24 protein-coding genes and 1 pseudogene are annotated in these 22,804 nt (G+C 54.5%); 14 read left to right on the plus strand and 11 right to left on the minus strand.

All coding sequences use genetic code 11. The features are described from left to right. The first annotated feature begins 197 nt into the window (after nt 1–197). From JCM12308_RS11225 to JCM12308_RS11235, 3 genes are all read left to right on the plus strand, one after another. Nucleotides 198–551 carry a hypothetical protein gene (locus JCM12308_RS11225; protein ID WP_208609197.1) on the plus strand — a complete coding sequence of 118 codons (354 nt, stop codon included), beginning with the start codon at nt 198–200 and terminating at the stop codon, nt 549–551. A gap of 55 nt (nt 552–606) precedes the next feature. After that, nucleotides 607–1,080, plus strand: coding sequence for a DUF411 domain-containing protein (locus tag JCM12308_RS11230; protein ID WP_054783762.1), 474 nt, complete (start codon nt 607–609; stop codon nt 1,078–1,080). A gap of 226 nt (nt 1,081–1,306) precedes the next feature. Beyond that, nucleotides 1,307–1,456, plus strand: a complete 150-nt coding sequence (locus JCM12308_RS11235; RefSeq protein ID WP_306303337.1) for a hexameric tyrosine-coordinated heme protein — start codon at nt 1,307–1,309, stop codon at nt 1,454–1,456. 59 nt (nt 1,457–1,515) lie between these two features. Here JCM12308_RS11235 and JCM12308_RS11240 read toward each other — a convergent pair whose 3' ends face one another. After that, a complete protein-coding gene (locus JCM12308_RS11240; RefSeq protein WP_054783763.1) occupies nt 1,516–1,902 on the minus strand; it encodes a VOC family protein in 387 nt (128 codons plus the stop codon). Nucleotides 1,903–2,040: 138 nt separating this feature from the next. Next, nucleotides 2,041–2,484, minus strand: coding sequence for a TetR/AcrR family transcriptional regulator (locus JCM12308_RS11245; protein WP_054783764.1), 444 nt, complete (start codon nt 2,482–2,484; stop codon nt 2,041–2,043). 254 nt (nt 2,485–2,738) lie between these two features. Here JCM12308_RS11245 and JCM12308_RS11250 point away from each other — a divergent pair, with 254 nt between their 5' ends. The 4 genes from JCM12308_RS11250 (at nt 2,739) to JCM12308_RS11265 (ending at nt 5,877) form a co-directional block, all read left to right on the plus strand. Continuing rightward, a complete protein-coding gene (locus JCM12308_RS11250; RefSeq protein ID WP_054783765.1) occupies nt 2,739–3,152 on the plus strand; it encodes a hypothetical protein in 414 nt (137 codons plus the stop codon). Between the two features lie 173 nt (nt 3,153–3,325). After that, nucleotides 3,326–4,981 (plus strand): amidohydrolase, encoded by a 1,656-nt coding sequence (locus tag JCM12308_RS11255; RefSeq protein WP_164845290.1) that lies wholly within the window; start codon nt 3,326–3,328, stop codon nt 4,979–4,981. 60 nt (nt 4,982–5,041) lie between these two features. Next, nucleotides 5,042–5,335 (plus strand): hypothetical protein, encoded by a 294-nt coding sequence (locus JCM12308_RS11260; protein WP_054783767.1) that lies wholly within the window; start codon nt 5,042–5,044, stop codon nt 5,333–5,335. An 11-nt stretch (nt 5,336–5,346) separates the two neighbouring features. Then, a complete protein-coding gene (locus JCM12308_RS11265; RefSeq protein ID WP_054783768.1) occupies nt 5,347–5,877 on the plus strand; it encodes a putative outer membrane beta-barrel protein in 531 nt (176 codons plus the stop codon). A 93-nt stretch (nt 5,878–5,970) separates the two neighbouring features. Here the strand turns inward: JCM12308_RS11265 and JCM12308_RS11270 are convergent, their stop codons facing one another. The 5 genes from JCM12308_RS11270 to JCM12308_RS11285 form a co-directional block, all read right to left on the minus strand. Beyond that, nucleotides 5,971–6,885: an MBL fold metallo-hydrolase gene (locus tag JCM12308_RS11270; RefSeq protein WP_208609198.1), complete on the minus strand. Its 915-nt coding sequence runs from the start codon at nt 6,883–6,885 to the stop codon at nt 5,971–5,973. A gap of 50 nt (nt 6,886–6,935) precedes the next feature. Further along, a complete protein-coding gene (locus JCM12308_RS11275; protein ID WP_208978463.1) occupies nt 6,936–7,514 on the minus strand; it encodes an SDR family oxidoreductase in 579 nt (192 codons plus the stop codon). Next, the gene (locus JCM12308_RS32235) at nt 7,415–7,756 is read right to left on the minus strand and encodes an SDR family NAD(P)-dependent oxidoreductase (protein ID WP_306303338.1); all 342 of its coding nucleotides are present in this window, start codon (nt 7,754–7,756) and stop codon (nt 7,415–7,417) included. Before JCM12308_RS32235 ends, JCM12308_RS11275 begins: the two co-directional genes overlap by 100 nt. A gap of 106 nt (nt 7,757–7,862) precedes the next feature. Beyond that, on the minus strand, nt 7,863–8,264 hold the full coding sequence (locus tag JCM12308_RS11280) for a nuclear transport factor 2 family protein (protein WP_208609199.1): 402 nt from the start codon (nt 8,262–8,264) through the stop codon (nt 7,863–7,865). 154 nt (nt 8,265–8,418) lie between these two features. Then, nucleotides 8,419–8,952 (minus strand): redoxin domain-containing protein, encoded by a 534-nt coding sequence (locus JCM12308_RS11285; RefSeq protein ID WP_054783769.1) that lies wholly within the window; start codon nt 8,950–8,952, stop codon nt 8,419–8,421. A gap of 87 nt (nt 8,953–9,039) precedes the next feature. On the opposite strand from JCM12308_RS11285, the gene JCM12308_RS11290 reads away from it, so the two are divergent. Both JCM12308_RS11290 and JCM12308_RS11295 read left to right on the plus strand, forming a co-directional pair. Continuing rightward, nucleotides 9,040–9,630, plus strand: a complete 591-nt coding sequence (locus JCM12308_RS11290; protein ID WP_054783770.1) for a TetR/AcrR family transcriptional regulator — start codon at nt 9,040–9,042, stop codon at nt 9,628–9,630. Between the two features lie 284 nt (nt 9,631–9,914). Continuing rightward, nucleotides 9,915–11,282 (plus strand): hypothetical protein, encoded by a 1,368-nt coding sequence (locus JCM12308_RS11295; RefSeq protein WP_054783771.1) that lies wholly within the window; start codon nt 9,915–9,917, stop codon nt 11,280–11,282. Between the two features lies 1 nt (nt 11,283). On the opposite strand, the gene JCM12308_RS11300 is transcribed toward JCM12308_RS11295, so the two are convergent. After that, nucleotides 11,284–12,147, minus strand: a complete 864-nt coding sequence (locus tag JCM12308_RS11300; RefSeq protein WP_208609200.1) for a LysR family transcriptional regulator — start codon at nt 12,145–12,147, stop codon at nt 11,284–11,286. A gap of 128 nt (nt 12,148–12,275) precedes the next feature. Here JCM12308_RS11300 and JCM12308_RS11305 point away from each other — a divergent pair, with 128 nt between their 5' ends. From JCM12308_RS11305 to JCM12308_RS33235, 3 genes and pseudogenes are all read left to right on the plus strand, one after another. After that, on the plus strand, nt 12,276–12,701 hold the full coding sequence (locus tag JCM12308_RS11305) for a cupin domain-containing protein (protein WP_054783773.1): 426 nt from the start codon (nt 12,276–12,278) through the stop codon (nt 12,699–12,701). 338 nt (nt 12,702–13,039) lie between these two features. Then, nucleotides 13,040–16,492, plus strand: coding sequence for an indolepyruvate ferredoxin oxidoreductase family protein (locus tag JCM12308_RS11310; protein ID WP_054783774.1), 3,453 nt, complete (start codon nt 13,040–13,042; stop codon nt 16,490–16,492). A 542-nt stretch (nt 16,493–17,034) separates the two neighbouring features. After that, nucleotides 17,035–19,080, plus strand: a pseudogene (locus JCM12308_RS33235) (methyl-accepting chemotaxis protein). 91 nt (nt 19,081–19,171) lie between these two features. On the opposite strand, the gene JCM12308_RS11320 reads toward JCM12308_RS33235, so the two are convergent. After that, nucleotides 19,172–19,510 carry a DUF1330 domain-containing protein gene (locus JCM12308_RS11320; RefSeq protein WP_054783775.1) on the minus strand — a complete coding sequence of 113 codons (339 nt, stop codon included), beginning with the start codon at nt 19,508–19,510 and terminating at the stop codon, nt 19,172–19,174. A 68-nt stretch (nt 19,511–19,578) separates the two neighbouring features. Continuing rightward, on the minus strand, nt 19,579–20,148 hold the full coding sequence (locus JCM12308_RS11325; RefSeq protein ID WP_208609202.1) for a TetR/AcrR family transcriptional regulator: 570 nt from the start codon (nt 20,146–20,148) through the stop codon (nt 19,579–19,581). 141 nt (nt 20,149–20,289) lie between these two features. Between JCM12308_RS11325 and JCM12308_RS11330 the strand changes: the two genes are divergently transcribed. Continuing rightward, on the plus strand, nt 20,290–20,790 hold the full coding sequence (locus JCM12308_RS11330; protein ID WP_008549172.1) for a DUF417 family protein: 501 nt from the start codon (nt 20,290–20,292) through the stop codon (nt 20,788–20,790). 87 nt (nt 20,791–20,877) lie between these two features. Here JCM12308_RS11330 and JCM12308_RS11335 read toward each other — a convergent pair whose 3' ends face one another. Next, nucleotides 20,878–21,498 (minus strand): TetR/AcrR family transcriptional regulator, encoded by a 621-nt coding sequence (locus JCM12308_RS11335; protein ID WP_054783777.1) that lies wholly within the window; start codon nt 21,496–21,498, stop codon nt 20,878–20,880. A 414-nt stretch (nt 21,499–21,912) separates the two neighbouring features. Between JCM12308_RS11335 and JCM12308_RS11340 the strand changes: the two genes are divergently transcribed. Further along, a complete protein-coding gene (locus tag JCM12308_RS11340; protein ID WP_054783778.1) occupies nt 21,913–22,743 on the plus strand; it encodes a universal stress protein in 831 nt (276 codons plus the stop codon). Nucleotides 22,744–22,804: the final 61 nt, after the last annotated feature.

Here is a 22,804-nt window from a genome sequence, read left to right on the forward strand (position 1 = left end):
TGCGCCAGATTTGGGGGAACAGCCTCCACCCGCTTGTGATGAGATGACAACTGAGTACTTCCTCAAGTTAAGTTGAGGTCAAGCGCTTTTTTCTGCGAAATGCACAAATTGGCTCAAAGTGTCGCAGCGTCTGCCTGCGACATCAGATTACAGCAGTTTAACTTGATCTTGCCGCAGTGTGTGCCTAGGGTGCGGGCATGTTTCGCGTATTGACCATTTTGCTGCTTGTGTTTGTAACGGCGCCCCATGCTTCCAGCATGCCGACGGCGCTGGCTGCACAGCAAACGGCGGATGCCCTGCAGATGGTGATGGTGCATGCGGAACAGACTTCTCAGATGGCTAATCAGGAAATGCCGTGTTGCTGCTGTGAGGAAGATGGCGAAGCCACTGCCGCAGCTGTCGCCTGTATTGCTGCGATGGTTCTTGCGCCAGATAATGCCGCGCCTTCACCAGCTTATGCTGCCATGTCGATAGACGTGCCCGTACAAAATGGGCTGCTGGCTGCACATCAATCCTCCATAGACCGACCTCCGATCCAATGGGCTGCGTAAGCAGCACTCTTCTGTAACATCCTAAATTAAAAACAGAATCTGGATTGGATAGATAATGATCTCCAAAAAGAACCTGCTGGCTGGCGTTTTCGCAGCCGCTCTCACCACTGGTGCATTCTCCTTCGCGGCCCATGCTGAGGGCGACAAGGACCTGACCATCTACAAATCTCCTTACTGCGGATGCTGCTCCCAGTGGTCTGATGCGCTTGAGGATGCTGGCTTCAACGTAACGGTTCGCGATACGGAAGATCTGGACACCGTGAAGCGTCAGGTGGGTGTTCCGGCAAATATGCAGAGCTGCCACACAGCTGTGGTCGATGGCTATGTGATGGAAGGCCATGTGCCGCTTGAAGCCGTAAAGCGCGTTCTGGCGGAACGCCCTGACATCAAGGGCCTGAGCGTGCCGGGTATGCCAATGGGCTCACTGGGCATGGGCGAGCCGGATGCAGATACCAACTACACCGTTTACACCCTGCCAAAAGCAACGGGTGGCCAGCCGACTGTTTATCAGCAGGTTTCCGGCAAATAACAGTAAGTTTGAGCGGGCAGGAGTGTTGTGCTTCTGCCTGTTTCACTGATTGATCCCCTCCAACAAATCCCAATGGAAATTGGGGAGATTGCGCTTGTCTCTGGCCTGACAGACTCTTCAAAAATCGCCAAATCACAAGGATGCGAATTATGGATGAGAACTGGCTCCCAACACTACAAACCGCAACCCCGGAAGAGGCTATGCTCTCGCCGTAAAACTGTCCCGCATGGCCATCAAATTCATGCAGCCGGACGCCGAAGTCCGCTCTGCCATGCGTCTCATGTACGAGTATGACTCTGAGGCCCTCATCGCCGCCTCGCAAACAGTCGCCGAACACTTCAGCACCATCGCAGCAGCAAACAACTACTGGAAATAAGCGCTGTCTGATGCCGGAAAACATCCCCGATGGCCCACCGCTTTCGGGGAGTGTCTGTGCTATGCGCCCACGAGAGCTGGAGATTTGAGCTCACACAGATTGCCGTCCGGATCGGTGAAGGAAGCGATGGTGCCCCAGTCGAAGACTTGTGCTGTCACATCGAGGCCTTTGGCGCGCAGAACATCGATGGCCGTATTGATATCATCCATGTTGAACCGCAGAACGCATGGGTTTTGAGTGCGTGACTTCTGCCCCTCACTGCCATGCCCGCCACGTTCCACCATCAGGTAGCCGCTGCCAAACTGAAAGCTGACCAGCTCCTGTGTTCGCTCAATTACTGTGAGCCCCAGCGTATGCTCATAAAACGCCACGCAGGCCTCAAACCTCTCCGTAAACAGAATGATGCCAAAGACTGCCGTCAGCTGGGAAAGTCCGGTATCACTCATCTTCAAAATCGCCTTGCTTAAATGGAGTGCTGCTGTTGTGTAGCATTAAAACACGGCAATCATGCTAGGTCAGCATCGGCTCCCGGCAATACGGGCGTGAGCTGGCAGGCCCGAAAGAGGCCGCAGAAAAGCCCGCGCCTATTTGATTTTATCGCCCACGAGCTTGTCGAGGTCTTCGAAGATTTCGTCCCACTGATGCTCGGGCAGGGAGATCAGGCCGATGGACATGAGAGCCAATAGTGCTTCGTTCAGCACGAAGAAGAACCGCTGATTTCGGCTGTCTTCTGCGTCTGTCTCGATAAAACGCATGCGTTCGGCCAGCCAGTCCTGAGAGAAACGGCGATACTCGGCAGAATCGCTCATCAGGATGAGCAGGGCTTTCGTGCGGTCGCTCTTTTCAAGATGAACGTTTCTGGAGCCATGGAGAAAGGCTTTCAGTTCACTGGTGCCTTCCGGCATCTCTTTGCGCGCCTTCTCAATGTACCAGTCGAAGTCTTTGCCCCAGCGCTCAAACAGGCCTTCCAGCAAGGCATCACGAGAGCCGAAGTTGGACTGGATGCCGCCTTTGGAAATCCCCGCCATCTCTGCAACGGAGCGAATGGAAAGCGCATGACCACGCGTTCGCGGATCACTTTTTCAGCCGCGTCAAGTAGTTGGTCTTTATCCAGTTTTTTATATCTAGCCACGTGTACCCATCGCTCAAACAGCCCAAACTTGATTTTGAGAGGATTATTAAGTACACATGTACTCATAAGCAGCTCTGCTGATTAGTATCAAGCGTGACCCTGGACAGCAAGGCTGCAACACATTCCCGAGAAATCCGCATAGGAAAGAACATGAATAAAATCGCGATATGCTTTCTGGGGTTGGCGTCCATCTCAAGCGTTCTTGGTATCGCGCTTGGCGGCATGGTGCTGGAAGGGGACTACGAGTTCATGCCGGTCCATGCTCATTTGCTGCTGCTGGGGTGGCTCAGCAATGGCATCTTTGGTTTGTACTACCGAACCTGCGGTGCCGTGCAGGCGAGATTGAGTGTCTGGGCGCACTTCCTCCTGGCATTGGGAGCAACGGCGCTCATGCCAACCGGCCTGCTTCTGGTCGATTCCGAAGACTACAACTGGGTTATCTGGTTTGGTGCCAGCTTTGCGTCCCTGTCTGCTGTGGCCTTCCTCTTAAACCTCATTCTTCTTGAGAAGAGTGACAAGCTGAACCATCAGGTGAAGCAGTATCTCCGTGCTGATCACGGATAAAACCTAGTCATCACAACAGGATAACAAACTCAGATCTTTGGTGTTTGTCGAAGCATCACAAGACAACGCTTTAAAATGTCACAATAAAGTACGGTCGTAATTAAAAATCTGACCAGACGCCTTTGGGAGTCCGTTGTGGCGGAGAAAGCAAAAAGAAAATGGAGCACATGATAATGAACTCTCGAAAGGTAATCGCACCGCTTGCTTTGGCGACAGCGCTCAGCATCGGTACAGCTGGCAGTCTGCTGGCACAGGACGGCACAGCGCCAAGCCTGATCCTGTCCAACGGCCAGATCTACACCGCCTCACCGGATAATCCGCATGCAGAGGCCGTGGCTATTCAGGATAACCGCATCGTGGCGGTTGGCTCAACAAAAGACATTCTGGCAATGGCTGGGCCGAGCACCCAGCAGATTGATCTGAAAGGCAAGTTCGTGGTGCCGGGCCTGAATGATGCTCACTACCACTCCTTCTCCAACGCGCCGGTTGGTCACCAGATTGAGCTGCCTTGGGAACCAACCTGGGATCAGGTGCTGGAAGCGGTTGAGAAAGCGACCAAAGACGTGCCAGAGGGCACATGGATCCTCGGGCTTGCCGGTGTTGATGTGATTGAGGATTTGAAGGCGGATCGCTTCTCGCTGGATAAAATCGCACCAGATCATCCAGTTTATATCTCCACCTGGTTCAGTCATGGTGAGGTGATGAACACCAATGCTATGAACATCTTTGGCGTTGATGAAAACGCTCCGGACCCGCTGGGGGGCTGGCACATTCGTGAAGCTGGTTCTGACAAGATCACTGGCAAGTTCCACGAGTACGTTCAGTGGCCTTTGCGCCGAAAATTGCTTGATCTGAACCTTTCTGATGAACAGATGATCCAGCTGCTGAAGGAACAAACAGAGCAGCTGCTGAAATGGGGCGTAACCTCCATTCAGGATATGCCGATCGTGACGCCTGAGCGTTACCTGCGTCTGCTCAATGCCTCAGAAACGCCAATCCGCGTGCGCTATATGCGTATGCCGACCACCACGCCGGAAGCGCGCGACATCTCCGAGTCCGCAACAGTCGACAAGCACCCGTTTGGCAATGATCGCATCACCGCCTCCGGCACAAAGTGGTTTTTGGATGGTACGCCGATGGAACGCGTCGCAGCCACTCGCAAAGACTATGCGGACAAACCGGGCTGGAAAGGACGCATCTTCTTTGACGATGCTGAACAGCAGAAGATGCTGAGCAATCCTGAGGAATGGCGCGACCAGTTGCTGCTTCATTGCCATGGTGACCGCTGTGCGGAAAACGTGATGGACAATATGGAAGCTGTCAGCAAAGCCGGCTGGCCTGAAAAGCGCCTGCGCATCGAGCATGGCGATGGCATTGTTGGTGACTTGATCCCACGCGCTGCTGAGTTGGGTATCATCGTTGTTCAGCAACCCCATCATCTGGTGCTCAAAGATATCTTCAACATCCGTTATGGCGAAGATACCGACTTCCTCAGACTGCGTTCTCTGATCGATGCGGGTATCCCGCTTGCTTTCGGCACGGAAGGTCTTGAAACCCCAAATGCCGCGTTCCCTTACTCCATCAACCACCCGCTTGATCCGAATGAGTCCATCACACGGGCTCAGGTGATTGATGCGTTCACCTCAGTCGCTGCGTTTGCTGAGATGGAAGAGGGTGAAAAGGGCCAGATCAAGCCGGGTATGCTGGCGGATATCGCGGTTCTTTCTCAAAACCTTCTGGAGGCTCCGGCTGAGGAGCTGGAGAAAACCGAGAGCCTGCTCACCATCATTGATGGTGAAATCGTCTACGACGCTGGCAAACTCAACTAAACTTTCAATTGCGCGGCAGCCTCCTTCAAAAAGGGGGCTGCAGTTTTTCGAGTTACTTCTATGAAAACCTATCTTTCTCTCGCCGCAGCTCTGTTCGCAACCAGCGCACTGCCTGCCTCCGCCCAAAACCTTGAGACAAATCTCAGTCTGGCTTTCACGGACACGCAGTTCTCCAAGAATGTATCGCCGGATTCCACCTCTTACCGTGTACAGGCTGGTGCGACGTACTATCTGACGCCGTTGGATTACGGACATGGGCCATACGCTCTTGCTGCCTTCTATGGCCGTAACTTAAGTGTCAGTGCCTCTTACAGTTTGGGCGAGTACAAGCCAAAGGGGATGCGTTTGATCTGACTGCGTTCACCTTGCGCGGAAATTACATCCATCAGGAAACAGGCTGGTTTGCTGATGCCCAATATTTGCAAACAGATCTGGACACCAGCTTTGATAGCAAAACCGTGCAGTATGGCGGTTCTGTCGGCAAATACTTTGCGCCGACGTCCATCGTATCTCTTGGCTTCATGCGCACTGAAGATGACATCAATGGTGACAACTCGCGCTACACCCTCTCCAACTTCCACGCTCAGGAGATTGGGGATGATCGGTTCTTCGATGCTGGGTTTGCCGTCAGCTATCTGGATCAGGAACGGGAAGATGACGGCTATCTAGTCGAGCTGGCTTCCACCTACTACCCCACCAAAAAGTTGGGCGTCGGGTTACGTGGGGCTTATGCGCATGTGGGTGAAAAAGATGAGTTTACCTATGGCGCGACTTCTGAGTATTTCGTGAATGAAAACCTCGCGTTCAACGCCAGCTATACCCGTCTGGACAGCAAAGCAGATGGCTTCAGCATCGCGTCAAACGTCTTCCAGTTCGGCACAAAAGTACGCTTCTGAGTAAAAGCGTCCTGTCTCACCCGCTGGCCTCCACTTGGGGAGCAGGGGCCAGCGGGTTGGTATGGCCTCAACGGAGAGGCGCAAACACTGCAGTTAACTCAGCGGCTTGAAGATGAAACCGTCGCCATCCTGAGTCACATGACCCATGCCGGGATAGCTCAGGTGCGTCGCTGCCAGTGGAACGCCATCTGCTGCAAGGCGGGTGAGAAGCTCCTTACGAGTCTTGGCGGCTTGCTGCGGATCGATGTCGAGGCCGTAAGTGATCTCGGGGTTCCTGAACTGTAAAACCTCCGAGATAATGGCATCGCCGATGATCCAGAGTTCCTTCCCACCACCAGCAATGCGCAGACCGCTGTGTCCTGGTGTATGGCCGGGAAGCGGTACAAGTGTTAGGTCATCCCCCAAGTCTGTTTCACCCTGATAAGTCGTCACACGATCTTTGATTGGGGCTGCAACCGCTTGAGCGACTTCGACGAGGGGTTTCATTTCATCCGGAACCCGTTCTGCCAGTGCGGGGTCTGTCCAGAATGTCCATTCAGCCTCTGCTATATGGATTTTTGCATTGCTGAACCCACCTGCATCCGGGCCCAGTAATCCGCCAATATGGTCAGCATGCATGTGGGTGATGACGATGTCTGTGATCTCATCCTGTTTGATGCCCTGCGCGGCGAGCAATGCATCCAGTTTGCCCACATTTGGGTCTGTCTCAGCAAACACAACACCAGATCCCGTATCGACCAAGATCAGCCGTTTTCCTGTGCGGATCAACCACACATTGGCGCCGACCACCACCGGATCACCCGCTGCTGCAAGGGTTTCGGCGTTAGCATTGCCGAACCAGTTGTTGGGCAGGTTGAAGTAACCATCTGAGAAGGTGGAAAGCTCCAGCCCACCCAGCTTCATGGTGGCGAGTTCACCTGCAAAACTGATTGGCGGCAGCATGGTGCTGGCAGCTGTGGCGGCCAAAGTCAGCATCACTCTGCGGCGGGTCATTGTGTACGGGTTCATTTGGGTCTCCTGTTGGTTTCAAATTTCGATTGCAGGAATGATGTCCGGGATCAGGAGGCGCGAGGCAACCTGATCTGGTTCATGCCTCCATCCGCCTGCACATCAGCGCCGCGCATGAATGAGGATTCTGAGGAGGCAAGGAACACGGCGACGGCTGCCATTTCCTCTGGCTGACCAACACGTCCTGCAGGGAGCATGTTGCCGAAGGCCTCATTGGTGGCCTGCACCTGCTCATCTGTGAGCCCGCCATTGGAAAGCGCTGGCGTATCAATAGGGCCGGGGCTGAGCACGTTGATGCGTGCGCCAATCTCATAAAGATCTGGCGTTAACGTGCGAGCCAGAGAGCGGACTGCCGCTTTGGAAGCTGCGTAGGCTGAGTAGCCCGCTGTGCCCATCTCACTGATGCAGGAGCCAACCAGAACTACAGAGGCCTCAGGTGCCAGAAGTGGCAGTGCGTACTGCACGGTGAAGAAGGCGCCTTTGAAGTTGACGTCAAACACCCGGTCCAGCTGTTCTGCGCCAGTTTCAATCAGTGGCGTAGCCGGGGCAACACCAGCATTGGCGAAGACAATATCAAGCCGGCCATAGACGTTTTTGACCTGCTCAAAGGCTTTGCGCAGAGAAGGCAAATCGCTACGTCACCGACAACGCCCATTGCATTTTTACCAATTTGGGCGACGGCCTGGTCTACTTTCGCCTGCGTGCGGGCCAAAATGACGACGTTTGCACCTTCAGCTGCGAAGGCTTTTGCGGTGGCTAGCCCAATTCCACTGTTGCCTCCGGTGATGAAGGCAACCTTGTTAGCCAAACGATTGCTCATAAGAATTCTCCAGTGAGGTTCAGGGAGTATGCGACGCTGCCAAAAGCGCATGCCTTCAGGCTCCGGCGCGACCAGAGTGCGGAGGAACCTCAACTCCGCCACGGCGATGACTTAGGGGCTGCCCCCTAAGTCGCTCATTGGAAGGGAAGGCGCGGTATCAGCTGTCCAGTGGTTGCATGAAGATGGCTTCGCGCAGGACTTGCCAGCGGCCATCTTCGAAGCGCCATTCGATGTTGCAGAGCAGCTTCATTTCCTGATCGTTCATACCGCTATGCTTGCGGGTGAGAACGGACACGCCTGTGTCGCCGAGAATATGAAAATCATGCCACTCGGCCCACGTGTTCAGCTGGTGTTTGCCAGCATCCGCCTGCTTGCGGAAATGCTCGATAAACTCCTGCTTGTTGAAGGTGGTCACGGTGCTGTCCGGTGCAACAAGGGTGGTGTGGAAGTCATCGTGATAGATGCTCTGCAGCGCATCAATGTCGTAGTTGGTGGCGCGGTCGATCAGGTGGTCCATTGCAGCGCGGATTGCTTCCACTGTGTGCGTCGCCTTAGTCATTGCTTTGTCTTTCTTCGTGTTTTCGCGGTCATCAGGGTAAGATCAAGGGTTCTCAGCTCATGTGGTGGCTGAGTTGGATCGTCCTATGGGGCGTTGTGTTACGTGGGTTTTACGAGGTGTGCGGTTACAGAAAGCCGCTCAAAAAGCCTCGGATTTACTTAAACGTGCCGCGGATTGGATAGTTGTTGTCCGGGTTGCGGATGAACCCCAATCCACCAATCAGCGCGGTCAGATCAGGCCGTGTAAACGGCGCGTTGGAAATGTCCATGAGCTGCAGTTCCTGCTTGTCATTCACCACAAACAGACCTGGCTCGGCGAACGGAGAAGGTGCTTCCTGCGCGGACCGTGGCTGGGAGATGTAAAGGCCCAGCTCCTGCATCTGCCCGATGCTCAGATCATACCCAACCGGAAAGTCTGGCTGCACGTCAGCCAGCTGGCGCTGCGCGCGGTCCAGATTATCTGCGGAAACCGCGAGCACTTCGATCTTTAGCTGGTGGAACTCGCTCAGCATATCGTTGAGCTGCTTCAGATAGCGGGTGCAAAGCGGGCAGTGGGCGCCGCGATACACCACAATCATTTGCCAGTCGAAGTCTGGTCCCGGCGTGCCGAGCGTCAGCTCGCCACCCTCAACAGACTTGACGGACAGCTGCGGAAACACCTGTCCTGCGGCCAATGCTGTATGTTTCACAAAAGCCTCCTTGAGTTTTGTAATGAGCGTTATTAAACTCGACTTCAAACAAGAGTCAATCGTTTTGTAATGGATGATACAAAATAAATGGGACGCCCAAGAAACTTCAATCGCGATGAAGCCCTGCAAGCCGCCATCAATGTGTTCTGGAAAAAAGGCTATGATGGAGCGTCCATGAAGGACCTCACCTCCGCCATGGGCATCAACAGCCCCAGCCTGTATGCGGTGTTCGGCGACAAGCACCAGCTTTATCTGGAAGCGATTGACCGCTACTCCAACGATGATGGCTGCGCGCCACTGGTGGCGTTTGAGAGTGAGTCGGATATCGAAAAGGCGGTGATCGCCTTCATGCGCTCCACCATCGATTACGCCAGCAACCACGAAAGCGGCAGTAAAGGCTGCTTCCTCGGCAATTGCGTTTCAACCTCGGTGGGAGAGGTGGAAGGCACCACCGAGCGCCTTCAGGATGCCATCACCGGCGCCGATGAACGCCTCGCCGCACGGTTTGAAAAGGAAAAAGAACAAGGCAACCTGCCCGCCGACTTCCCCTCCCTGGAACGCGCCCGCCTAATGTTCGACCTGCGCCAAGGCCAAGTCCTCCGCGCCCGCGCCGAACTGGATCAGGACACCACGGAGGCAGGACTGGCCTTCCGCGTGAAGATGATATTGGCGATATGAGGAGAGGGCGGCAATCAGCTTGCTGCCCTTGATATTTGGAGCTTTGAAAACACCACTGCATATGGAATTTAAGGAGTTGTGGTGACAGAGTTTTCAGGTGTAACCCAGAGAGAGAAGGACACGCCAAAGCTCCTTCGCATCTGTATCTGTCATATTTAACTTTGGCAATTTCTGAAATTTGAAATAACAAAATAATAACAACGTCTTACCGCATAACCGTGCCGTTACCGTTTTTGTGAAATTCTGCTGCTGATATACCTTTCTCTCCGGGCCAAAGAGTTCTTATGTTATCTGCAAAAAAGCCGTTCACGTTGCTGTTGTTTTTGTCTGTTTCTGCTTGTTCCAGTTATCAGTCAAAGCACGGGTTGTTTGATAGTCCCTCTCACAATCAGGCTGCAACCAATGAGGTTTCGTTAGAGCAAACGGGGCAGATGCCTGCTGCGTTTCGCAAGCTGGAGGAGCCGCCGAAATACTTCGCTGCTGCCGACCTTCTTTCTGTACCGCTGGAAAGCGAGACCTACACCATCAGTGCGGATGCGCCGAGCAATGGGCGGTTTGCGGTCTTCGCGATCAAAACCGAGGATGGTGCTTACACGGTGCAGGGCAGGCAGTTCATGGAGGATCACATCCACGAGCTGAACGCGCTGGCCGTTCTGCGTGAAAGAAACAAGGCGGTTGCCTTTGCCAAGAGTGCAGGCACAGCCGTCATCACGCCAATCAAATCGGTCTATACAACGGTGACAGCCCCCGTCACCGCCGCCAAGAATGTGTATGGCAATGCCAAAGGCATGGTGAAGTCGGTGCGCAAGGGCGTGGGCAAAGCGGCGACCTTTGTCAAAACGCGCGGAAACATGCCGCAGGAAACGGCTGAGCGGGAAGAAGACGGCTTCATCAGCGGCTTCTTTGGCCGTCCTGATGCCATCCGCAAAATTGCCTTTGAAATGAAGGTGGACCCGTACACCCACTTCACCCCACTGCGGGATGAAATGACAGAGCTGGCCAATTATCACGCCGCTGGTCAGTTTGGCGTGGACCAGGGATTGGGCTTTGTGCCGGGCGTGGGCAGCATCATTATCAGCGGTCTGAAGACAGCAGATAGCCTGACGAAGAAGACGCTGCTGAAAGATCCGGAAGCGATGGCCGATATCAACCGGGAGCGACTGGCGAAAGCAGGCATTGCTAAGGAAAGCACAGAACCGTTCTTACTGAACGCGCACTTCACGCCAACAGAGAAAACCATCTTCACCGGCCTCGCCACAGAGGCGAAAGACCTTGAGGGCATTGATACTCTCATGAAGCACGCGTCTGGTGCGAAATCCCGCCCGCAAGCGTTTGCGGCACTGATGCAGGTGGAGATGCTGGGCCGTCTGCATGAAAGCAGCAAGATCAAGAAGGTAGAAGTGCACCATGATGTGGTGGTGGCGTATCAGGCGGATAATACGGCGAATATCGTGCTGCCCTACGATTACCTGAGCTGGACCTCCTACAACGCCAAGACCATCTGGAAAGTGACCCGAAGCCTTGCGGCCAAGGATGTTAAGACCAGAGATGTCCGGTTTGTGTTGGCTGGCGATCTTTCCAAAAACAGCCGCAAAGCACTGGAAAGCCGCAGATGGGGCGTGAAGAGAAATCTGATCGCAGATCTGCTCTGACCTAAGCGGCTAACGCCCCGCGCACAAATCCATCAAACGCGGTGATCCTTGGATTGCCGCGGTTGGAGGGATGGTAGAGCAGCCAGAGATCGGTCTGATAGATGGCAGGCTGCTCACCAACATTTCGCAGGCCATCCAGAAGCGTTGGTATGTCGGGCAAGATGCCGACGCCCAGACCACTGCGGATGCCCCCGGCAAGCATCGCCATGCTGTCATAGCGGAGCATGCTGGCCGGTGAGGGCACCTTTTCACGAAACCACTCGGTGGCCGGATGCGCCTGTAAACTGTCACCGGGGATCAGCCAGGTCAGCTCCTGAAAGTCCGGCAATCCATCTCCCAAAGCATCCAGATAGCGCGGTGCAGCCACCAGCTTGTAATCGATGGTGCCCAGCCTCAGGCCGATCATATCTTCCGGCGGTTGGCTGGTGGGGCGCAGGGCCACATCATAGCGGCGCTCGCTCAGGTTCTCGAAATTGTTGGTGACGTTGAACTCAAGCTGCAGGTTGGGGTGGGCATCACGAAACGCTGCAAGGTGAGGGTGGATCACGCTTTGCAGCAGCAGGTCTGTAGTCGTTACTCGCAGTGGGCCAGATAGCCCAACTTCTTCACTACCCAGCAGAGCATCTGCCGCAGAAAGGCCCGCATGGATCTGCTCGGCCTGCTCACACAGCGCTAGACCCAACGGCAGTGGCTTGAAACCGGCGCGGGAGCGGGTGAACAGCGGCTCGCCCACCTTAGCCTCAATGCGCTTGATACCGCGAAACACAGAGGAGGTGTCTTTGCCAAGCGCGAGGGCTGCGTTCTCCAGCGTTCGTTCGCGTGTCAGGTGCATAATCACCAAAAGATCGTCTGCGCTCAGTTTCATATGCATGTCCGCCCTTGTTCGCTGCAACTATGCATATTTCGCAGGATCAGGGCAATCGCTAGTCTCCGTCTCATATCAAAAGCACATCGCTTTACGCTCATAAAAACAGAGAGTTACGAGGAAGATCCATGTTCAAGTCCGCCCTGAAGGCCATCAGTGCAGCCACCCTCATCGCCCTCTCTACCGCCGCGTTTGCTGGTGGAGATGAAGACCACATGACCCAGTTGAAAGACATTGAGTGGACCCAGTTTGGCAACACACCACTGCACCTTTCTGTGCTTTGGGGCGACCGTGAGACTGGCCCATACGGTATGTATCTGAAGATCCCAGGTGGTTTTCACGTGGGTGAGCATGGCCACACCAACACCTATTATGCGGTCACCATTCAGGGTCAGTGGGAACACACCCGCGCTGGCAAAAAAGAAGTGCTGCCGGTTGGCTCCTTCGTGATGCAGCCGGGCGAAGAGTACCATGATGATGCCTGCGTCGGCCCAAAAGACTGTATTCTGCTGGTCGTCCAAAACGGCAAAGGCGACGTCCTGCTGCCGCAGTAAGGTGGTCAGCCAAGCAAACCTTTGAGTTCCCGGAGAGAAATGGGGCCATTACGGCTCCATTTTTTGCGTTTGGGGGAGGTGTGTAGCTCTCAGGCGAAACTGCCGTAGCGGATTGCTGAAGTTCTAAGGAAATCAGAGGCTTCAGGGCTGTTAGTTTGGTTATCTGTTGTATTCAAAGGGATTATTGTACATCCGCTGATATTTCATGCAGTATGGGTCTACGTAATAATGCGAGTAGGCCACGCTCCAAAAATAATTTTCCAAAAAATCGGCCCGTTTCTTCGCAGATAAATTCCTGCCGTCCTGCGGCAACGCCAGACATTTGTGAGAGTAACCTGATGGTTTCTGAAGAAAAAAGCAGTGAGCCGACCCCGTCAAAACGCCATAACGCGCCGTCGCTGGATGACAAGTACACCCAGACCAGCGGTGTTGTGTTTCTCACCGGCAATCAGGCGCTGGTGCGTTTGCCGTTGCAGCAGCGCATGCGCGATGAGCTGGCGGGGCTGAACACGGGCGCTTTTATCTCCGGTTACCGCGGGTCTCCGCTGGGGCGCTACGATATGGAGCTGTGGCGGGCGCAGTTGCATCTGGATAAGCACAGCATTGTGTTTCAGCCGGGAGTGAATGAGGATCTGGCGGCAACGGCCATCTGGGGCTCACAGCACGTAGGCAACATGAAGATGCGCAACAAGGATGGCGTAGTCGGCTTCTGGTACGGCAAAACGCCGGGCGTGGACCGCTCTGGTGATGCGTTCCGCCATGCCAACTTTGCGGGCACGCACCCCAAGGGCGGTGTGGTGGCGCTGTGTGGAGATGACCACGCAGCCAAATCCTCCACCGTGGCAGGCCAGTCGGATCATATGCTGATCGCCTCTGGCATGCCGGTGCTCTACCCTGCCAACCCGCAGGACATTCTGGACTACGGCATTCTGGCGGTGGAGATGAGCCGCTACAGCGGGTGCTGGGTGGGCATGAAGCTGGTGACCGATGTGGTGGAGAGCGCCTCCAGCGTGGAGGTGGATCTGGACCGCATCGAGGTGGTGAAGCCGGACCTTAAAGACCCGCAGGGCGGTGTCTGGATTCGCGAGATCGATCTGCCGGTGCAGCAGGAAAAACGTCTACTGGAAGAGAAGATTCCGCGTGCATTGGCCTTTGCGCAGGCCAACAACATTAACCAGATCACCCATGATGCACATGAGGCAGAGGTCGGCATCATCGCCTCAGGCAAGTCTTACTCCGATCTGCGCCAAGCCATGAACGAGCTGGGGCTGACGTCCCTTGAAACGGAAAAGCGCCGCATCCGCATTCTGAAGATCGGCATGGTGTGGCCGCTGGATCCGAAGATTATTGAGGAGTTCTCGAAGGGCCTCAAGAAGATCCTCGTGGTTGAAGAAAAACGTCCTGTTGTTGAGGAGCAGCTGAAATCCATCCTGTTTGATGCAGGCCTCTCGTTGATGGTGCAGGGCAAGGGCTTGCTGCCGAACTCTGGCGTGCTGGCGGCCAATCAGGTGGCTTCCGCCATTGCAGAGTTTCTGGAGGATGACGGGCTGAAGGCGAAAGTGCCGGTACCGATCAAGCTGAAGCCGGGGCCGGTGCGCCGTCCCTCGTTCTGCTCCGGTTGCCCGCACAACACCTCCACCAAAGTGCCCGATGGCAGCCGCGCGCTGGCGGGCATCGGTTGCCACACCATTGCGTATTTCAATGACCCGGTGAAGACCAAAGCTCCCTCTCAAATGGGTGGCGAGGGTATGCACTGGGTGGGGCAGGCGCCGTTTACCGATGAGCCGCACGTGTTCGCGAACATGGGCGATGGCACCTACTTCCATTCCGGCTTTCTGGCCATGCGACAGGCCGTGGCCGCTGATGCAACCATGACCTACAAACTGCTGGTCAACGGCTTTGTTTCCATGACAGGCGGACAGCCCGTTGATGGCGAGCAGTCCGTGCCGCAGCTGATCACCGCTGCGCTCAATGAGGGCGTGAAGAAGGTGGTTGTGGTGACAGAGGATGTGGAGCGGGTGGAAGCACAATCCATTCCGGTGGGCGTTGAGGTGCACCACAGACGAGAGCTGGAAGCAGTGCAGCGCGATCTGCGCGAGATACAGGGCGTGACGGTGCTGATTTACGATCAGGCCTGCGCCACAGAACGCCGCCGCCTGCGCAAACGTGGCAAGTGGGAAGATCCGAAGGTCCGCACCTACATCCACCCGGATATTTGTGAAGGCTGCGGTGATTGCGGTGAGAAGTCGGGCTGTCTTTCCATCGAGCCGCTGGAAACGCCTCTGGGCCGCAAACGGCAGATCAACCAGTCCAGCTGCAACAAGGATTTCTCCTGCGTTGAGGGGTTCTGCCCCAGCTTCGTAACCATTCACGGCGCGGAGCCGAAGAAGGCGACCACACCTGCGGAGCGTCAGGTGGAGAGCGTAGGTGATGAGATACTGGCAGAGCCAGACCTGCCTGCGATTGAAGGCTCCACTGGCCTGCTGGTGACGGGCATTGGCGGCACGGGCGTTGTCACCATTGGCGCGATCCTTTCCATGGCCGCGCATCTGGATGGCAGCCGTGTTTCGACGCTGGACCTGACGGGCCTTGCGCAGAAGTACGGCGCGGTGATGACACACATGCGTATCGCCAAATCCGCCGATGGCCTGCAAAGTGCACGATTGGCGGTTGGCGAAGCGGACGTGGTGATCGGCTGCGACTTGGTGGTGACGGCAGGTGACGAGACGCTGACAACCCTGCGCCAGGGATCCGCTCAGGTGGTGGTGAACACGGAAGAAGTGCCGACCATCGACTTTTCCAAGAACCCGGACTGGGACATCAACACCCCCAACCTGCAAACACGGTTGCAAGAGGCGGTTGGCGACCGGCTGGCTTACTTCGACACCACACAGGCCGCGAAGGATCTCTGCGGTGATGCGGTGATGGCCAACATGATGCTGTTTGGTGCCGCTTGGCAACGTGGGCTCATTCCGGTGACGCTCGGCTCCATCCGTCAGGCCATCGAGCTGAACGGCGTTGCTCGCGATAAGAATTTCGAGGCCTTCAACTGGGGCCGCCTGATGGTGCTGGATCCGGAGCGCGTTGCCAAAGCCCGGGCACTGGTTGCACAAGTGGTGAAGCTGGATCGGCCGTTGCCGCTGGAAGAGCTAATTGAAGACCGGGTGAACCGCCTGAAGGATTACCAGAGCGGTAGCCTTGGCAAACTTTACCGTCAGAAGCTGGTTGCACTGAAAAAGGCCGGAGCGGGCGAACGGATACTTCGTACCGCCGCGACGCAATATTTCCGTCTTCTGGCTCATAAGGACGAGTTCGAGGTTGCCCGCCTGTTCACTCAGCCGCAGTTCAGGCAAAACCTGTCGGACAGCTTTGAGGGCGATCTGAATGTGCGCTTCCACATCGGCGGTGGTCCCTTTGCACGAAAGGACCGGGTGACCGGTCTACCCGTAAAGACCGAGTTTGGACCGTGGATGATGAAGTTATTCTCCCTCCTCTCCAGCCTGCGTGGTCTGCGCGGATCGTTCCTTGATCCGTTCCGCAACAATGAGGAGAGGGTTCTCGCAAATGAACTGCGCTCATCATATGAGGCAGACATGGATCTCGTCTGCACTCATCTGGCAGAGGCCGGAGAGAAAGCTTCTCACGATCTTCTGAGCTGGCCGGTGAAAGTTCGCGGGTTTGGACACGTGCGTGCAGGCAATGCTGAAAAAGCGTTGAAGCTGCGCGAGCGACGCAAAACAGCGCTTAGCAACGCACAAAATAACGCAAAACAGGAAAAGGTGCCTGCGTAAGGCTAACCTGCTGGATTAATTGGATAAAACGGGGTGAAGTTTTGGAGCTTTGCCCCGTTTGCCTTTGTGGCGGAACATAGCAACGCAAAACGGGCGGAAAGATTACTCCCCCTTCAATCCCCGTTTGGAAGCCCTCGGCACATGCAGCAGTTATCCCCCCGCCTCAAATGATGCGGATCTGCGTCTTCGTAAGGCTGATGAAAGTTGGTCTCGTGATGAAGATGTAGGTACTATTGCTGCTGTATATTCGACTTTTTCAAAGATTAATTCCAAAATGTGCATTATGCACTTATGGATAACCCCTAATAGTGATTGTAGTTTTATTTTAGTACTGTCGAATAAATGGGTTCTATATCAGAAATAATATCTGACTTAAGCTTATCTATAACATGTATTGTGGGGCAATATCCAGTTAAATATTAACAAAACTATAATAATAGTGATTGTTGTATTTACGCAAGGAGAGCGGTAATCAACCTCAGGTGGTTGGATCCGGCGTCATATGAGTGGAAGATGGCGGAACCCATACTGAATTTTACAGTATGGCGAAGCAAAAAATGAAACTAAGTCATCGCATTGTCAGCGCATCCGCAGCGGTTCTTCTCGTTGCCTCATCCCTCGTAATTTCAATCGGGACATACCTCAGCATGCAAACCGTTGAGGAAGACAGCCGCGCTTTGTTCAACTCGGTTGCCTCCGGTCTGGCCGTCACTGCGCAGGATCTATTAAAAGAGTCGCAGGTTATTTCCACAACACTTGCAAACACTTATGGCGCTGAGATCAGCACCGGAGAAGCATCTCGCAACAACATCGCGCAGATGACCGAAGCAGCTTTGCGCGGCACCACGGACATCCTCGGCATCGCCGTCTTCCTGCAACCGGATGTTGCAGGCAAGGATGCAGATTACATCGGTAAGAAGTACGCTTCTGACACAGGCCAGTTCGTTCCTTACTTCTACATGGAAAACGGCAGTGTGCAGTCCCTGACAGCAGACATTGGCCGCGCGGATGTTCAGCGCCGCATGCGCCGTGCCATGCAGCAGAAAAGCCAATTTGTAACAGAGCCTTACACCTTTGATGTTGAAGGCAAGACTATCCTCTCCGCTTCCGTTCTGGACCCGATCCTGAATGCCCGCGGCGAGCCTGTTGGCGTGGTCGTGATCGACGTGGACTTCGACAAGCTGCAGGAGAAAATGAGCGCCGCGCACTTCTACGAGACAGGTCGTCTGGCCGTGGTCAGTGAAGGCGGTCTCTGGGTCAGCCACAGCGATCGTGACGTTCTGGGCAAGAAAGTGCGTCCGGTGATTGAGACCATCATGAATGGCGTCCGCGAGAAGGCCAACGTGCAGGAAATCGGTGACCGCTTGTTTATTCTGGAGAAATTCCAGCTGGGTACAACGGATCAGTTCTGGTTTGCTGGCATGTCCGTCACCACGGATGAGCTGGGCGCAGGCGCGCGTTACACCCGTGATATGGCGCTGATTGCAGCAGTGAGCTCCGGTCTTATCGGTTGTCTCATCCTGTGGTTCATCGGCAACTCAATCGCCCGCCCAATCGTCAATCTGACGCATAGGATGCAGTCTCTGGCAGATGGCAATGTGAAAGACGAAGTCCAGTATACGGACCGCTCTGATGAAATCGGCCAGATGCTAACGCCTTGAAAGTGTTCGTCACTGCTGTTTCAGAACGCCAGACCTTGCAGTCTGAGGCGGAGAAGGAACATGAGCGTGAAGCCAACCGCCAGAAGGAAGCGGCCAAGCTGATCGAGGAGTTCTCCGGCACCGCAGAAACCGCTCTGGGTGTCATTCACAGCCGCTTTGACGAGCTGGAGCAGACCTCCAAAGAGCTGGCGAATATCGCCGAGAACACCAACGTTCAGACCACCGCGACCTCTGCCGCTTCAGAGGAAGCAACCGCCAACGTGCAGACGGTGGCTTCGGCTTCTGAAGAGCTCTCCACCTCCATTGAGGAGATTGCGCAGCAGATTGCCCGCACCAACAAGGTGATCACACAAACCAACGATGCAGCACAGGCAACCAATGCCAAGGTGATGGATCTGGACGGCACGGCGCAGCGCATTGGTGAGGTGGTGAACCTCATTCAGGACATTGCCGAGCAAACCAATCTGCTGGCGCTTAACGCGACCATTGAAGCGGCTCGGGCCGGTGAGATGGGCAAGGGCTTCGGCCGTTGTGGCAACGGAAGTGAAAGAACTGGCCAGCCAGACCTCCAAGGCGACCGAAGAGATCTCCCAGCAGATTGCCGAGATTCAAGGCTCCTCCAAGGATGCAGTTGAAGCTATTCAGGAAATCACCTCCAGCATCCGGCAGGTGAACGAGTTCGCGTCCAACATCGCAGCCTCTGTTGAGCAGCAGGGCGCAGCTACCGCTGAGATCACCGAAAACGTGCATCAGGCAGCAACAGGAACACAGAACGTTTCTGAAAACATGGTGCTGGTGGCGCAAGCAGCTGAAAAGACCAACCAATCCTCTGATCTGGTCTCTAAAACCGCCTCTTCCGTCCGCGAAGAAGTGATCGGCCTACGCGAACAGATCGACGACTTCCTGTACAAGGTGCAGTCTGTATAAGGCTGTCCACACTGAGAATTCCGGCTGGCGAAGACCTGTGCTTTGCCAGTCTTTTTATGCGGGGAAGCAGCGCTTCATCTGCGGAATAAGATTAGCTCGCGACCTCTTTGGCGAAGTAGCCTGACTTCACAACGCTTTCTGTTTCTGAATGACCCGGAATGACGGTCGCAAACCCCTCGATAACCTGGCTGCTGAACTTTCTGAGTTCCACCATTTCCTCTGAGTTATAGAAGGTCAGAGCGGCCTCAAAACTCTCGAACCTGTACATCACCATGTTCGTATAAGGGGTCGGATCCGCAAGGGCTTTCATCGGGCTCGCGACGATTAGTTCTCCGCCATACTTTTCGAGAATAGGCACGGATCTTGGGCCGAGTTCCTCAATGCGGGACCTGTCGATAATGTTGTAGTGGTGAAGAACATAACCAGCCATTTGAAAATCCTAAAATTATAGAGGGGCAACGCATACCTTACTTCGCCTGCTAAGCAAACCAACTTCCCTTAGATCGTGCTGACAAGCACACTTACCGTTTCTTCCAGCTCATCCAGCGGGGTGCCGCCGCGGACCATGACGCGGAGGCCGAAGTAGCCGGCGGCGAGCAGGTTGGCCTTTTGCTTTCGCAGGGCTGCATTGCCCTTGTAAGGCTCGGAGACGGCGAGGGCGGTGTTGAACAGGTCTTGCGTGCTTTTGATGCCTTCCTGCGCATTCAACTGGATTTGTGGATCATCATGGGCGTGTTCAATGGCAGAGTTGCACAGGAAGCAACCACTGCGGTCGCCATTGCGCACGGGCTCCAGCACAGCCTCAAACAGATCCACAAAGCGCTGCTTCGCGTCCGGGGCCTTGCAGATCACCTGTGCCAGATGGGTGATGTCCCGTTCGTGGTAAAGCTTCAGCGCCCGGGCGTACATGGCGTCTTTATTGCCAAATTCCCGGTAGAGCGACTGCTTTTTCAGCTCGGTTATCCTCTCCAGATCCTGCATGGAGGTGCCATGGTAGCCTTTTTCCCAAAAAGCTCTCTGTATTCTGTCCAACGCAGTTTTAGGGTCAAATTCCCGAGGTCTTGCCATCACTCTATTCCCGCTCACAACAATGTTACCGATCAGTCCGTAATTCATTATGGACACATCGGTCCGTAATACATATACCTAAGCGCACAGGCTGGCAAGACCCGCCACAACATACTGCCAAATTCAACACAGGAGGTTGATATGACTGATCTTACTCACGCGACTGCCACACAATCAGAAGACAATGCCGCCCTGGGTGCTTTGTTCTCAGACATCGCGAAAAACGGAATCTTCGCGGCCCTTATTCTCGTGTTCCTCTGGTTTGGCGGAATGAAGTTTACGGCCTATGAGGCCGGAGCAATTCGCGGACTGGTCGAGAATTCTCCCTTTCTTGGATGGCTTTACACATTCCTGTCCGAAGGAGCTGTGTCCAAACTCATCGGACTTACTGAGCTGACCATCGCTGGGTTACTCGCCACCCGCTTCTTTGCTCCAAAGTTCGCGGTTTATGGCGCACTGGGCGCAATCGCGACATTCCTGGTGACCTTCAGCTTCTTCTTCTCCACGCCGGGCGTGTTCATTCCTGACACTGGCGTGCTGGCGATCTCTGTTATTCCGGGACAGTTCCTGCTGAAAGATATCGTCCTGCTGTTCGCATCCGTGTTCGCCCTGGGCAACGCCCTCAGTGCCACTTCAAAATAAAGATATACTCCTCACTGTGCACTGAAATGGGGGCGCCAATGGCGCCTCCATTGGGCTGTCTGCGGTTTAACTATGAGAAAAGGGGAATTACTTCCCGCCGGTCTTCATTCTGCTGCCCAGCACTTCCAGCGTAACATCAATCAATGCAAAGAGTTTTTCGCGTGGGGTGCCGAATTTTACCAGCTCGTAGAGGCCCTCGAAAACCATAATAAAGTAGGCGGTCAGGATTTCGATGTCCTCGGGGTTCTTCAGCTCATCCTGACACTGAGTCAACTTATCCCTGATCTGATCTTCCCAATCAAATTGCAGGTTCTGAAACTCCGCCCAAAGGCTCTCGTCAACGTAGCCAAGGTCCACAAGTGTCGGCCAGAAAAGGCCTTTTTCGGCTTTCAGGTCATCACAGCACAGCTCGGTAAACTCCATCAGCACCCCTTGCAGCGCCGAGTACGCATCCGAATGCATCGCCATAACCGACTGCATTTGCTGGCTGTATTTGAGGTAGTACCACCGCAGCGCAGAGACCGCCAACTCCCGCTTCGACCCAAAAGCAGCATTGAGCGTTTTCGTAGATACACCAACAGCTTCAGCCACATCGTCCATAGTGGCCGTTACTATTCCATTCCGCAAAAACACCCGGATGCTCGCATCAAACAGATTTTCGAGTTCGGGGATCGGAATGGCAGGATCAAATGGTTCGTCCGAGCTCATTTTGGAAATATAGATAAATCTCTATTCCCCTCAACAACGATGCTCGGCTTTAGAAAAAGAAACGCAAAGCCAATGGGCTAGATAAATTTCAATTTATGTCGATTGTGTTGAGTACCCGCGAGCGCTTTGCTCTTTATGGCGTATGTGTAGTGCCTGCCTTTAAATATTCAAAATGTAATCACCGTGATTTTGTTTTGATGTATTATGTCTACCATAGATTGACTTAAGGTTATAATGCGTACGTAGGGTTATAATAATTCGGTGCGAGCTAAGTATAGCACCCAATTTACTTGTGTTTGTTTGCGTCCAACTATCACAGTATGAGGCGGGAAGGGCATTTCAGGCAACTCGACCGACTGGTGGGAGCTTTTCGCATTCTGCGCTTCATGAAGTGAGTCAATTGGAGGTTCAGATATGTCTATCAAAACAGTCGTCACCCTTACCGACACAACTGGCGATCAGGTCGCAGCCCGCGTTGCTGTTGATCTCTCCAAGCTGACAGATGCCTATCTGATTGGTGTGGTCCCAAACTACGAGACCTCCTACTACCTGTGCACGGCAGGCCCGATGCCACCTGACTATGAGCAGCGCTTGCAGGAACAGTCCGCCGAGTTGCTCAATAAGTCATTGGAAGGCTTTGCAAAACACTTTGATGGCTCCGGCGTGGAAGGTGAAACCCGCACCACCAACATCACTCTGGGTGGCACGTTTGACGAGCTGATGCATCTGGGCCGTTTGAGCGACGTCACCGTGATCCGTCAGGATGATCCCGCCAAGCCGGAACCCATGCGCTCTGCCATGATTGAGGCGATGGTGTTTGATACTGGTGTCGCGACACTTATTGTGCCGCATGCATATGAAAAAGCGTTCGCACCCAAGAACATCGCTGTGGCGTGGGATGGGTCTGGTCCAGCCTCCAACGCGGCGCACGCCTCCATGTCCATGCTGCAGGCAGCAGACACCGTATCCGTTGTGATGATCACCCCGCACGATGAGCCAAGGCACTCAGAACTCACGGATATCCGCAAATACTTCGAGCGCCATGGCGTCAACATTCATCTGGAAGTGATGAGCAATGTCTCCGGTTCCGTGTCAGAGGCGCTGCTGAGCACCGTGGATCGTCTCAATGCCGATATGCTGGTGATGGGCGGCTATGGTCACAGCCGTCTTGCACAATACCTGTTCGGCGGAGCAACGCGCAAGGTTCTGCATGATATGAAGATCCCGGTTTTGATGACCCATTAAAACAAGCGGCAAAAGGGGGCCTCCGGGCTCCCTTTTTTGCAAGTGTATTCCCTCTCCAATT

It is taken from the genome of Pseudovibrio denitrificans JCM 12308 (assembly GCF_001310815.1).
In the GTDB taxonomy this organism is placed as follows: domain Bacteria; phylum Pseudomonadota; class Alphaproteobacteria; order Rhizobiales; family Stappiaceae; genus Pseudovibrio; species Pseudovibrio denitrificans.

What these genes read in the sequence shown, in the direction of transcription:
- JCM12308_RS11255 (WP_164845290.1), top strand. Translation starts at nt 3,326, where the DNA reads ATGAACTCTCGAAAGGTAATCGCACCGCTTGCTTTGGCGACAGCGCTC.
- JCM12308_RS11240 (WP_054783763.1), bottom strand. Translation starts at nt 1,902, where the DNA reads ATGAGTGATACCGGACTTTCCCAGCTGACGGCAGTCTTTGGCATCATT.
- JCM12308_RS11225 (WP_208609197.1), top strand. Translation starts at nt 198, where the DNA reads ATGTTTCGCGTATTGACCATTTTGCTGCTTGTGTTTGTAACGGCGCCC.
- JCM12308_RS11235 (WP_306303337.1), top strand. Translation starts at nt 1,307, where the DNA reads ATGGCCATCAAATTCATGCAGCCGGACGCCGAAGTCCGCTCTGCCATG.
- JCM12308_RS11340 (WP_054783778.1), top strand. Translation starts at nt 21,913, where the DNA reads ATGTCTATCAAAACAGTCGTCACCCTTACCGACACAACTGGCGATCAG.
- JCM12308_RS11330 (WP_008549172.1), top strand. Translation starts at nt 20,290, where the DNA reads ATGACTGATCTTACTCACGCGACTGCCACACAATCAGAAGACAATGCC.
- JCM12308_RS11325 (WP_208609202.1), bottom strand. Translation starts at nt 20,148, where the DNA reads ATGGCAAGACCTCGGGAATTTGACCCTAAAACTGCGTTGGACAGAATA.
- JCM12308_RS11320 (WP_054783775.1), bottom strand. Translation starts at nt 19,510, where the DNA reads ATGGCTGGTTATGTTCTTCACCACTACAACATTATCGACAGGTCCCGC.
- JCM12308_RS11230 (WP_054783762.1), top strand. Translation starts at nt 607, where the DNA reads ATGATCTCCAAAAAGAACCTGCTGGCTGGCGTTTTCGCAGCCGCTCTC.
- JCM12308_RS11310 (WP_054783774.1), top strand. Translation starts at nt 13,040, where the DNA reads ATGGTTTCTGAAGAAAAAAGCAGTGAGCCGACCCCGTCAAAACGCCAT.
- JCM12308_RS11245 (WP_054783764.1), bottom strand. Translation starts at nt 2,484, where the DNA reads ATGGCGGGGATTTCCAAAGGCGGCATCCAGTCCAACTTCGGCTCTCGT.
- JCM12308_RS11270 (WP_208609198.1), bottom strand. Translation starts at nt 6,885, where the DNA reads ATGAACCCGTACACAATGACCCGCCGCAGAGTGATGCTGACTTTGGCC.
- JCM12308_RS32235 (WP_306303338.1), bottom strand. Translation starts at nt 7,756, where the DNA reads ATGCGCTTTTGGCAGCGTCGCATACTCCCTGAACCTCACTGGAGAATT.
- JCM12308_RS11335 (WP_054783777.1), bottom strand. Translation starts at nt 21,498, where the DNA reads ATGAGCTCGGACGAACCATTTGATCCTGCCATTCCGATCCCCGAACTC.
- JCM12308_RS11280 (WP_208609199.1), bottom strand. Translation starts at nt 8,264, where the DNA reads ATGACTAAGGCGACGCACACAGTGGAAGCAATCCGCGCTGCAATGGAC.
- JCM12308_RS11250 (WP_054783765.1), top strand. Translation starts at nt 2,739, where the DNA reads ATGAATAAAATCGCGATATGCTTTCTGGGGTTGGCGTCCATCTCAAGC.
- JCM12308_RS11300 (WP_208609200.1), bottom strand. Translation starts at nt 12,147, where the DNA reads ATGAAACTGAGCGCAGACGATCTTTTGGTGATTATGCACCTGACACGC.
- JCM12308_RS11295 (WP_054783771.1), top strand. Translation starts at nt 9,915, where the DNA reads ATGTTATCTGCAAAAAAGCCGTTCACGTTGCTGTTGTTTTTGTCTGTT.
- JCM12308_RS11305 (WP_054783773.1), top strand. Translation starts at nt 12,276, where the DNA reads ATGTTCAAGTCCGCCCTGAAGGCCATCAGTGCAGCCACCCTCATCGCC.
- JCM12308_RS11290 (WP_054783770.1), top strand. Translation starts at nt 9,040, where the DNA reads ATGGGACGCCCAAGAAACTTCAATCGCGATGAAGCCCTGCAAGCCGCC.
- JCM12308_RS11260 (WP_054783767.1), top strand. Translation starts at nt 5,042, where the DNA reads ATGAAAACCTATCTTTCTCTCGCCGCAGCTCTGTTCGCAACCAGCGCA.